The 12,081-nt window shown below is 46.1% G+C and carries 8 protein-coding genes; 5 read left to right on the forward strand and 3 right to left on the reverse strand.

Translation table 11 applies throughout. From position 1 onward, the window contains the following. Nucleotides 1-36: 36 nt before the first annotated feature. Nucleotides 37-402: a response regulator gene (locus H6G17_RS06465; protein WP_192155307.1), complete on the reverse strand. Its 366-nt coding sequence runs from the start codon at nt 400-402 to the stop codon at nt 37-39. Nucleotides 403-856: 454 nt separating this feature from the next. Between H6G17_RS06465 and H6G17_RS06470 the strand changes: the two genes are divergently transcribed. Then, nucleotides 857-2,050, forward strand: coding sequence for a 4-hydroxy-3-methylbut-2-enyl diphosphate reductase (locus tag H6G17_RS06470; RefSeq protein WP_192155309.1), 1,194 nt, complete (start codon nt 857-859; stop codon nt 2,048-2,050). Nucleotides 2,051-2,085: 35 nt separating this feature from the next. Here H6G17_RS06470 and H6G17_RS06475 read toward each other — a convergent pair whose 3' ends face one another. Further along, nucleotides 2,086-2,739 (reverse strand): metalloregulator ArsR/SmtB family transcription factor, encoded by a 654-nt coding sequence (locus H6G17_RS06475; RefSeq protein WP_192155311.1) that lies wholly within the window; start codon nt 2,737-2,739, stop codon nt 2,086-2,088. 251 nt (nt 2,740-2,990) lie between these two features. Between H6G17_RS06475 and H6G17_RS06480 the strand changes: the two genes are divergently transcribed. From H6G17_RS06480 to gltB, 4 genes are all read left to right on the forward strand, one after another. Next, complete coding sequence (locus H6G17_RS06480; protein WP_192155313.1) at nt 2,991-3,401, forward strand: RidA family protein; 411 nt, start codon at nt 2,991-2,993, stop codon at nt 3,399-3,401. Nucleotides 3,402-3,526: 125 nt separating this feature from the next. Continuing rightward, the gene (locus H6G17_RS06485) at nt 3,527-3,985 is read left to right on the forward strand and encodes a cupin domain-containing protein (protein WP_192155315.1); all 459 of its coding nucleotides are present in this window, start codon (nt 3,527-3,529) and stop codon (nt 3,983-3,985) included. A 355-nt stretch (nt 3,986-4,340) separates the two neighbouring features. After that, nucleotides 4,341-5,753: an argininosuccinate lyase gene (argH, locus tag H6G17_RS06490; RefSeq protein ID WP_192155317.1), complete on the forward strand. Its 1,413-nt coding sequence runs from the start codon at nt 4,341-4,343 to the stop codon at nt 5,751-5,753. A 131-nt stretch (nt 5,754-5,884) separates the two neighbouring features. Beyond that, entirely contained in the window at nt 5,885-10,573 is a 4,689-nt protein-coding gene (gene gltB / locus H6G17_RS06495; protein ID WP_192155319.1) for a glutamate synthase large subunit, read from the forward strand. 151 nt (nt 10,574-10,724) lie between these two features. On the opposite strand, the gene H6G17_RS06500 is transcribed toward gltB, so the two are convergent. Next, nucleotides 10,725-12,053, reverse strand: coding sequence for an ATP-binding protein (locus tag H6G17_RS06500; RefSeq protein ID WP_192155326.1), 1,329 nt, complete (start codon nt 12,051-12,053; stop codon nt 10,725-10,727). Between the last annotated feature and the right edge of the window lie 28 nt (nt 12,054-12,081).

A 12,081-nucleotide genomic window follows, 5' to 3' on the forward strand; every position in this document is an offset into this window, starting at 1 on the left:
GGAAGCAATAGCCAACCACCAACTACCAACTACCAATTACCCACTAAAGAAATTGTTAATTGCCAGGAGCAATTCGTTTAAGTTTACTGGTTTATGAAAGTAACCGTCAGCCCCTTGTTGTAAAGCACGGCGACGAGTTGCCATATCTGCTTCAAATGAAAGAAACCAAATAGGTATACTAGCTGTAATCGGTTCATCACGCAACTGTCTTAAAATTTCGTATCCATTTTGTTCTGGCAGCTCCAGTTCGCAAATAATTAAGTTTGGCTGTTGTTCTCTGCCTAATTGTAAGCCCGAGCGACTATTATCTGCGGTCAAAACCTGAAAGTTATTCAAGGCGAGAAAGTCAGAAATTAATAGTAGAGAATATGCATCATTATCAATTACTAGAATTTTCCTCACTGCGATCTCGCGATAAACTTCATCTCAGAACAGAATTAGTATTTACCCCAACTAATTTGGAGATTTTGACTGCAATCCCCAGTAGTTCGTAGTAATTACGGACTTGTTTTTACAACTTTGTAACGCTATAACTTTTGCCCTACAGTATCATATTATACCCAAATTTTACTAAACTAACTTTTCTAGTAATGTATAGACAGTCCAAATCTATTAGCATGTCAGGTGCTATAATGGAGTCTTCAGATTTTCATCCGCTTTAAACTAGTAATAAACTTCACAAAGAGCGTGGGTAAATTCTCTTCTACACGGATGCGATAAATTAGACGATAAACAACGCGGTAATTACGATGAGTTGATGTAGCAGTCCGATTGGTACATTAGAGCGATCGCACTTTGAGAAAGGTAGCCAAACAGCTTACGATCGAGAAGAGAGACGCTTATGGGGAAACACTGCATGGATACGAAAGCTTTTAAACGATCGCTCCAACACTCGGAAAACTACCATCGTAAAGGATTCGGTCATGAAGCTGAAGTTTCTGGGATGTTGCAGTCGGAATATCAAAGCAATCTGGTGCAGCAAATCCGAGATAACGGCTATACTCTGCAACAAGGTGACGTAACAATTCGCTTAGCAGAGGCATTTGGTTTTTGCTGGGGGGTAGAACGAGCTGTAGCAATGGCATACGAGACGCGCCAACATTTCCCCACGCAGCGGATCTGGATTACCAACGAAATTATCCACAACCCCTCTGTTAATCAGCGGTTGCAGGAAATGCAAGTGGGCTTTATTCCAGTTGACGGCGGAATTAAAGATTTTACAGTCGTAGAATCAGGCGATGTGGCAATTCTACCTGCTTTTGGGGCTAGCGTACAGGAAATGCAGCTACTCAAAGAGAAAAATTGCACGATTGTCGATACGACTTGTCCCTGGGTTTCTAAAGTCTGGAATACTGTCGAAAAGCATAAGAAAAGCGAGTATACCTCGATTATTCACGGCAAGTACAACCACGAAGAAACCATTGCCACTAGTTCTTTTGCGAATAAATATTTAATCGTGTTGAATATGGCACAAGCCGAATACGTCTGCGATTACATCCTTAATGGTGGTAATCGCGACGAATTTATGGCAAAATTCAGCCGTGCTTGTTCGGCAGGATTTAACCCCGATACAGATCTTGAAAAAGTTGGGATTGCCAACCAAACCACCATGCTCAAAAGCGAAACCGAGCAAATCGGTAAACTATTCGAGCGCACGATGATGCGAAAGTACGGTCCCGATATGCTAAACCAGCACTTTATCAGCTTTAACACCATCTGCGATGCTACCCAAGAACGGCAAGACGCGATGTTTCAATTAGTTGAAGAAAAGTTAGATCTGATGGTCGTCATTGGTGGTTTCAACTCTTCTAACACGACTCATTTACAAGAAATCGCGATCGAGCATCAAATTCCCTCTTATCATATCGACAGTGCCAACCGGATCGGTACAGCGAATCAGATCGAGCATCGCTTACTCAGTGGCGAGATTACAGCTACAGAAAATTGGTTGCCTAGTGGCAAAATTACCGTAGGTATTACCTCTGGTGCTTCCACACCCGATAAAGTTGTGGCTGATGTGGTAGAGAAGATTTTTGCGCTCAAAATGTAGAGACGTTACATGTAACGTCTCTATATGTAACGTCTCTACAATGCGGACGTGCTAACTCGATATACACAACGCCGTCCGCCTGCGATTAGATGTTCGGTACGGGCGATCGCCACGTCTTCACCTAGAGTCGATTGAAAGACTTCTAGTTCTTGGCTGCACAGTCCCGTGCAAGCTGTGGCAGCGGCGCAGATCGGGCAGTGGTTTTCAATTAATAGAAATGAGCCATCTGAGAGAGATTCAACGTTTGCCATGTACCCCTCGTCGGTACGTATACTCGCTAGGGCTTCTAGCCGCTGCTGAATACTGCTAGTGGTACGAATCTGCTCTCGATATGCTTCAATTTGTTGGCGAGTTCTAATTTCTAGCAACCGTTCTAATCCCTCCGATCCAAAAGCTTCTGTGACTGAATCGATTAGACTCAACGTTAACTCGGCATATCCATGAGGGAAGAAGCGGTCTGCTGCGGGTGTGAGTTGCCACAACTTCGCCGGACGACCCATCGCCCGTTGTTCTTCCTGATAGGTGACTAGTTGCTCTTTTTGTAATGCATATAAATGTTGACGCACTGCCATTGCTGAGATGCCAAAATGAGAGGCAAGCGCCGCCGCATCCATTGCCCCCTCTTGTTTCAGCAGCTTGACGATCGCTCGTCTTGTGCGAATGTTTTGATTTGATGACTCGGTTTTCATGGGAATAAGGGCAGAAGGCAGAAAATAAAGACAAGCCTTTACAAAGTTAGCTTTGTCTTTTAGACTCTAGTTTATAACGAAATATCTTTAGAAAGTGAAGGCAAGTACGGGTTTCGTATTGCATGATTTACGTAGTTTCAAAAGATTTTGCCAAATAGGATTGCTGGCGAGCGCAATTCAGATGGTAGGGGCGCACAGCTGTGCGCCCCTACGAACCATATGTATTCCATCTGTTATTCGGAGTCAAAAGGATGAATAGAGAAATTCAACGTATCAACCCAACTAGATTGAGCGATCCATCTGGCTACGGTTTTGCTCACATTACAGTTGTACCTGCTGGAGCAACTTTAGTTTACATTGCAGGTCAATTTGGTGAGGACGAACATGGTAATCCCGTCTCGGATGATTTTGCTACACAGCTCAAACAGGCATTCTCAAATCTTCGTACAGCTTTGGCTGCGGCTGGAACAACTCCTGAGCAAGTAGTAAAAATTACCTTGCTTTCAGTCGCACATGATGCGGAAAAACAAAGATCGATCTCAATCGAACGCAATGCAATGTGGCAAGGCGATCGTAAACCTGCTAGCACGCTGATTCCAGTCCCAAGATTAGCACTCGATTGGATGTTATTTGAAATTGATGCTGTGGCAGTATTGCCCTAACTTTCCTTTTTTTGACTTTTGTACAGGCGGGTTTACTAAACATCTGTGACTCCGACCGAGATTTCAGATCGACTCGCCCCTACAAATGCATAAATTTTGACCTTTAACTGTTGACTTACTGAAAGATGTCATTACCAATTATTTTGCAGCCTGGAGAAGGGCGATCGGTTAATATCCGCACGAGTACCTGTACCTTTAAAGTTACAGGTAAAGATACCCACGGTCACTTTGGCTTATTTGAGTTTGTTATGGAGCCTGGAACCGAAGGTGCAAGTCCTCATATCCACAAGCAACTGACCGAAATATTTTATGTCGTGGAAGGCGAAGTCGAACTGATACTAGATCGACGCAAAGTGACGGCTGCACCAGGATCGATGATGCTCGTACCGGAAAATACCGCACACGGTTTTTCTAACCCAGGACAAACGCGATCGAAGTTATTGATTATGTTCTGTCCTGCCGATGCCAGAGAACAATATTTTGAGGGAATGGCTGAATTAACAAAGGATGGGAGACAACCCAGCCGAGAAGAATTACTGGAATTAATGCAGCGGTTCGACCAGTATCCAGCGATCGGCGAGTAATCACAACTGTAGAGACATTTTCTTTAACGTCTCTACAGTTGTGAGTTACCTGTGATAAAGCACACAGTTTCAGGTACTAGCTGCAAAATATATTTATGAAGAACTACAAACCGAATTTTCAGTTTTCCAGCTTGCTTGTAGAAAAATGTATTTTATAATACTGTTTTTTAGCGTTAATTATGTCCTAAAAGAGGCAACGAACATTGCTGATTAATCATCTTTCTACAATCTACAATCCAGAACTTACAACATTAGGGTTATTCACAAAATATTCACAGCTTTTTTTTAGAGTCGAAAGTAATTTCAACACGTCGCAATATATCTTCACACTTAGGTAACACAGGGTCAAGGAAAGTTGAATACGCACCTCCCGAAATCACCAGCAACCAACCAAACTTGGAGTCAGCGATTTGAAACGGCTTTGCATCCCGCGATCGCCTGTTTTAACGCTAGCATTGGCTTTGACATCGAACTGATTGAATACGACCTGACAGGTTCGATTGCTCATGCTCAAATGCTGGCGCATACAGGTATTATTACCCCAGAGGAAGCGCAACAACTGGTATCGGGTTTAGAACAAATTCGCCAAGAATATCGTAACGGACAGTTTACGCCTGGAATTGAAGCAGAGGACGTGCATTTTGCCGTCGAACGACGCTTGACAGAAATTGTTGGCGATGCCGGTAAAAAACTGCATACAGCGCGATCGCGAAACGATCAAGTCGGTACGGACATTCGCCTTTACCTGCGTCACCAAATTCAAGAAATTCAAGCTCAAATTGAGCAACTGCAAACGGTTTTGCTCGATTTAGCCGAACAGAATATTGAAACGCTGATTCCTGGCTACACGCACTTACAACGCGCCCAGCCTCTAAGTTTAGCCCATCATTTGCTAGCATATTTCGAGATGCTGCAACGGGATAAAGAAAGACTTGGTGATGTCTATAAGCGAGTGAATATTTCTCCTTTGGGTAGCGGTGCGTTAGCTGGAACTACTTTCCCTATCGATCGCCATTACACGGCGAAATTATTAGAATTTGATGGAGTTTATGCTAACAGTTTAGATGGAGTGAGCGATCGCGATTTTGCCATAGAATTCTTAGCAGCAGCAAGCATAATTATGGTGCATTTGTCCCGACTATCTGAAGAAGTGATTTTGTGGGCATCAGAAGAATTTAGTTTTGTCAAACTCAAAGATAGCTGCGCGACTGGTTCTAGTATCATGCCGCAAAAGAAAAACCCTGACGTGCCGGAATTAGTCCGGGGTAAAACTGGGAGAGTTTGCGGACATTTACAGGCATTATTGGTACTGATGAAAGGTTTACCTTTAGCTTACAATAAGGATTTACAAGAAGATAAAGAAGCGTTATTTGATGCCGTTCGTACCGTTAGTGCATGTCTGGAAGCAATGACAATTTTGTTTGCTGAAGGATTGGAGTTTCGGACTCCACGCCTCGCCCAAGCAGTAGCAGAAGACTTTTCTAATGCTACAGATGTCGCCGATTATTTAGCTACAAAAGGCGTACCATTTCGGGAAGCTTATAACTTGGTAGGTAAGGTCGTCAAAACCTGTATCGCCGCAGGCAAACTTTTAAAGGATTTAACTTTAGTAGAATGGCAAGAATTGCATCCAGCATTTGATACTGATATATACCAGGCGATCGCACCCCATCAAGTCGTTGCTGCCCGTAATAGTTACGGAGGTACGGGATTCGAGCAAGTACGAAAAGCATTGGCAACAGCACGGACGAGAATGAGCGAGTTGTAGGGGCGAGTTTGGAAACCCGCCCGTACGTGAGTCAGGAGTCGGGCTAAAACATCCAACTACCAATTATCCATTACCAACTACCAATTACCCATTACCCATTACCAATAAAAACATCATTTTAGGACTAGTCTATGGATGGCAACCGTATGAATCGAGATCTACATAATACAAATACTATTGAATCAGTGAATTCCTACGTGGAACCCAGATGGCTAGTAGAAGAAAGAGATGCGTGTGGAGTCGGACTGATTGCTCAACAGCAAAATATTCCCAGCCACGGTATTGTGAGTGCAGCACTCAAAGCATTGGGGTGCTTGGAACATCGAGGTGGGTGCAGCGCCGATAACGACTCCGGCGATGGGTCGGGTATTTTAAGTGCTATCCCGTGGGAACTGTTTCATGCTTGGATGAAACAGCCAAATATTGCCATTCCACCGCAGGAAAACACGGGAATTGGAATGGTATTTTTACCCCAAGAACCACAACAAGCCCAAACTGTTAGAGAAGTCATCGAACAAGTTGCTACTGCTGCTGGACTAACAGTCTTGGGTTGGCGAGTCGTCCCCGTGAAGCCGGAGATTTTGGGCGTTCAAGCACGGGAAAACCAACCGCAAATCGAGCAAATAATTGTCAGTTCCGAGCTAACAGGTGAAGGACTGGAACGTCAACTCTATATTACCCGCCGTCGCATCGGTAAGGCGATCGCGCAACAAACTCAACTTCAATGGTCGGAACACTGTTATATCTGTTCCTTCTCCTGCCGCACCATCGTTTATAAAGGTATGGTACGCGCTGAGGTATTGGGTGAATTCTACCAAGACTTAACTAACCCTGCTTATCAAAGTGCTTTTTGCGTTTATCACCGCCGCTTCAGCACCAATACCTTACCCAAATGGCCCCTTGCCCAACCGATGCGCTTGTTGGGACATAACGGCGAAATTAATACGCTGCTGGGTAATATCAACTGGATGCGGGCGAGACAAGCTGACTTAAACCACCCTGTATGGCAAGGTAATTTGGATGCCCTCAATCCAATCGTACAGCTCGATAACAGCGATTCTGCTACCTTAGACAACGTATTTGAATTGCTGGTGCGTTCCGGTCGCAGCCCCTCGGAAGCCTTGATGTTGATGGTTCCCGAAGCTTACCAAAATCAACCAGAACTAGCACAATATCCTGAAATTGTAGACTTTTACGAATACTTCAGCGGTATCCAAGAAGCTTGGGATGGTCCCGCCTTACTCGTATTCAGCGATGGTAAAACTGTAGGAGCTACACTAGACCGCAACGGCTTACGTCCGGCGCGATATGTCGTGACTAAAGATGGAATGCTGGTGGTTGCTTCTGAAGCTGGAGTTGTAGACCTGAAGGAAAGCGAAATTCTTGAAAAAGGCAGACTCGGACCAGGACACACCATTGCTCTAGACTTAAACGAAGGTAGTATCCTCAAAAACTGGGAAATCAAACAGCGCGTCGCCAAAGCACATCCATATGGTGAGTGGCTGAAACAATATCGCGTGGAATTGGGGAGTCGGAAGTCGGGAGTCGGGAGTCGGGAAAATGGTAACGGTTCTTCCCCTAGCCTCCAGCCTCTAGCCTCTAGCCCCTACTCAGATAGACAAACTCTCCTGCGCCACCAAATCGCCTTCGGTTTCAGCAGCGAAGATGTAGAAATGACAATTCAGCCGATGGCGGCGGAAGGGAAAGAACCGACATTTTGTATGGGTGATGATATCCCCTTAGCCATCCTCTCAGGAAAGCCGCATCTGCTGTACGATTACTTCAAACAGCGGTTCGCCCAAGTGACTAACCCCGCGATCGATCCGTTGCGGGAAAGCTTGGTAATGTCGTTAAAAGTAGAATTGGGCGCTCGTGGTAACTTGCTCGACCCGCAAGCGGAAGATGCCCGACGCTTGCTGTTAAATTCTCCCGTATTACAGCAGGCAGATTTGGAGGCAATTACTCAATCTGGTTTTGAGTGCGCCACGCTTTCGACGCAGTACGACATTACTACAGGACCCGCAGGACTGGCAAAAGCTGTAGAAAAGTTACAAGCTGATGCAGTTGCATCTGTCAAAGCTGGCAAGCAAATTTTAATTCTGAGCGATCGCACGCCCAATCCAATTAGCGCTGAAACTAGCTATATTCCACCCTTGCTGGCAATAGGAGCAGTACACCACCACCTGATTAAGGCTGGACTAAGGATGAAAGCCTCGCTAGTCGTCGATACGGCACAATGTTGGAGTACCCATCACTTTGCCTGTCTGATTGGTTACGGTGCATCTGCTGTATGTCCTTATCTCACCTTAGCCGCAGTGGAAAGTTGGCATGGCGACCCAAAGACCCAGCAGATGATGGAGCGGGGTAAAATGTCTAGTCTGACATTACAGCAAGCCTTAGCTAACTACCAAAAAGCTGTCGAAGCAGGGATTCTGAAGATTCTATCCAAGATGGGAATTTCGCTGCTATCGAGCTACCAAGGAGCGCAAATCTTTGAGGCGATTGGCATCGGACACGATTTACTCGCTATTGGATTTTACGGCACGACATCGCGTTTGGGCGGTTTGAGCGTTGAGGAATTGGCAAGCGAAGTCCTATCCTTCCATACTCGCGCTTTCCCAGAAGTGACGGTGAAGAAGCTGGAAAACTTCGGTTTCGTCCAGTACCGTCCAGGGGGCGAATATCACATGAATAGCCCCGAACTGGCGAAGGCTTTGCACAAAGCTGTTGCTAGTCCAGAGAATCAGGATCATTACAACATTTACAAAAAACACCTGCAAAACCGTCCGTTAACTGCTTTGCGGGACTTACTCGACTTCCAATCCGATCGCAGTCCCATTTCAGTTGAGGAAGTGGAACCAGCTAGCGCTATTGTCAAGCGCTTCTGTACGGGTGGCATGTCTTTGGGTGCTTTGTCAAGGGAAGCGCACGAAGTCTTGGCGATCGCCATGAACCGGATTGGTGGTAAATCTAACTCTGGTGAAGGCGGAGAAGATCCAGTTCGGTTTAAGGTTCTAGAAGATGTGAGCGAAGGACGTTCCTCGCTGCTACCTCATCTCAAGGGTTTGAAAAATGGCGACACAGCATCCAGCGCCATCAAACAAGTTGCTTCCGGTCGATTTGGCGTGACACCAGAATACCTGATGAACGCCAAGCAGATCGAAATTAAAATCGCTCAAGGGGCAAAACCAGGCGAAGGCGGACAACTCCCAGGCAAAAAAGTCAGCCCCTACATTGCCCTGCTGCGCCGTTCTAAGCCAGGAGTCACTTTAATTTCGCCGCCACCCCACCACGATATCTATTCGATTGAAGATTTGGCGCAGCTAATTTTTGACTTGCACCAGATCAATCCCAAAGCCCAAGTTTCAGTGAAATTAGTCGCAGAAATCGGGATTGGAACGATCGCGGCGGGGGTAGCTAAAGCTAACGCTGATATCATTCAAATTTCCGGTCACGATGGCGGTACGGGCGCATCCCCCTTAAGTTCGATCAAACACGCGGGTACGCCGTGGGAATTGGGACTGACGGAGGTGCATCGATCGCTGATGCAAAATAGTCTGCGCGATCGCGTCATCTTGCGCGTTGATGGCGGAATTAAGAGTGGTTGGGATGTGCTAATGGGTGCGTTGATGGGAGCAGAGGAATTCGGCTTCGGTTCGATCGCTATGATTGCCGAGGGTTGTATCATGGCAAGAATCTGCCATACCAACAATTGCCCTGTGGGTGTGGCTTCTCAACGGGAAGACTTGCGCCAGCGTTTCCCAGGGATTCCAGAACACGTTGTCAACTTCTTCTTATTTATCGCGGAAGAGACGCGCAGCTTATTGGCACGGTTGGGATATCGTTCTCTCGATGAAATTGTCGGTCGCGCCGATTTGCTAAAAGTTAGGGAAGAGGTGCGGTTGACGAAGACACAAACTCTCAACCTCGATTGCATTACCAAATTACCCGATACGAAAAGCGATCGTGCTTGGCTGTCACACGAAAGCGTCCACAGCAACGGACACGTACTGGATGACGAGATTCTTGCCGATCCAGAAATCCAAGCCGCAATTCAAAATCAATCTGCCGTGAGTAAAACCTACAATGTCGTTAATACCGACCGTACCGTAGGCGCGAGAATTGCAGGGGCGATCGCCTCTCTTTACGGCGATGATGGTTTTGAAGGACAACTCGACCTCAACTTTACAGGTGCGATCGGACAGAGTTTTGGTGCATTCAACTTATCGGGAATGACTTTGAAACTCGTCGGGGAAGCCAACGACTACGTAGGTAAAGGGATGCATGGTGGCGAAATTGTCATCACGCCTCCTCCAGAAGCTAACTATGCAGCGGCTGATAATGTTATCGTCGGTAACACCTGCTTGTATGGGGCGACGGGTGGAGTGCTTTTTGCTAACGGAATCGCAGGCGAGCGTTTTGCAGTCCGTAACTCCAAAGGCGTTGCAGTTATTGAGGGTGCGGGCGATCACTGTTGCGAGTACATGACTGGTGGTACGATTGTCGTCTTGGGCAAAGTTGGCAGAAACGTCGGTGCGGGGATGACGGGTGGATTAGCTTACTTCCTTGACGAAGAGGGGAATTTCTCTGAGTTAGTCAACCACGAAATCGTCAAGCTGCAACAAGTCAGTTCGCCTGCGGGAGAACAACAGTTACGCCAGCTGATTAAAACGCACGCCGAACGCACAAACTCTGCAAAAGCACAAGCTATTCTAGCGAATTGGTCGGAATATTTGCCTAAATTCTGGCAAGTCGTACCACCTTCTGAAGCTGATACGCCGGAGGCTGTTGTGGGTAAAGAGTTGAGTTCTGTTAATTAAGGGAGTCGGGAATCGTAGGGGCGGGTTTGGAAACCCGCCCGTACAAGAGTCGGTAGGAGTTCTGCGTTTGAAGTTGAAGATCTCGATCCCCCCTAGCCCCCCTTTGAAGGGGGTTGGGGGATCTCCAAAAACTGTGCATTTTAACCGATGTCTATTGCTGTCCAACCTGACGCGGTAACTCGACGTAAAATGTCGCGCCTTCACCTAATTTACTTTCAACCGAAATTTTGCCTCCCATCATCTTGATTAAGGAATCTGTAATTGCTAATCCCAGTCCCGTACCTCCATGCTGGCGAGTTAGAGTTTGGTTCCCTTGGCGGAATGGTTGAAAAATAGATTGCAAGTCTTCTGGAGCAATACCAATTCCCGTATCTTCTACCGCGATCGCAATTCGGTCTGAACCTAATTCCCACACTCTAATTTCCACCTTACCAATTTCAGTAAACTTGATGGCATTTGAGAGCAAATTGAGTAAGATTTGCCGCAGGCGAACGCTGTCATTGCTAATTATGGGGGATTCTATAGCGATAGAACTCTGGAAATCAAGCTGTTTCTGTTCGGCTAAACAGCGCATTTCTTCTGTCGTTGCTATAACTAGATCGACGAGATTTAAACGCTCTAATTTTAAAGACAGCTTGCCAGCTTCAACTTTGGAAAAGTCGAGAATATCTTCAATTAAAACTAACAAATGCCTTCCACTACTAAGGATACGCGACACCATATTTTCTTGGGTTTGAGGCAAGGCACTTTGAGTCTGACGCAGTAATAACTGAGAAAACCCGACGATCGCATTTAAGGGACTGCGTAGCTCGTGAGACATAATTGCCAAAAAATGCGCTCTCAGCTTTGCGGCTTCTTGTAATTGCAAGTTTTGCAGTTGAATGGTGCGAATCGTTGCTTCCGCCTGTTTGCGGGCAGTGATATCTCGGATCAGCCACCGCCATCCCATAGGAATACCACTTGCATTGTACATGCTTGATACCGTCACGGCAGCATCAAAAGCTACAGCATGGCGCGGACAAATTGTCAACTCCCATTCTTGCATCTGTTGCATTTGAGACATTTTTTGCAACTGAGTGCGAAAAACTTGCCGTTGGTCGTAGGGAACGTAGCTAATCAGAGGTTTACCGACTAAGAATTGCTGTGGCACGTTGAGTAGCTTAGCAGCAGCGCGGTTAGCTTCGCGAATTTTTCCCGTTGCATCTGTCACAATGTAGCCATCGGGAGCAAACTCGAATAAGTCTAGATAACGCTGGCGCTCGATCTCAATTTGATTCTGAGCGATCGCCAATTCTTGATTTTGGGCTAATATTTCTTCTTCTGCTACGTGCAATTCCTCTAGAGTTATCCTTAATTCTTCTAGCGATTGTTCTAGCAATTCTGCCCGTTGCTCTGGCGATGCTACTTTAGTGCGCTTGTATAGTTGGGCTGCCTGTTTATATGTGGTTTCTATTTTTTGATTAAATAGCCTCGCGTCCATTTTACACCTCCACCAATCGAGATTGCAG

The sequence above is a fragment of the Chroococcidiopsis sp. [FACHB-1243] genome (assembly GCF_014696895.1).
GTDB lineage: Bacteria > Cyanobacteriota > Cyanobacteriia > Cyanobacteriales > Chroococcidiopsidaceae > Chroococcidiopsis.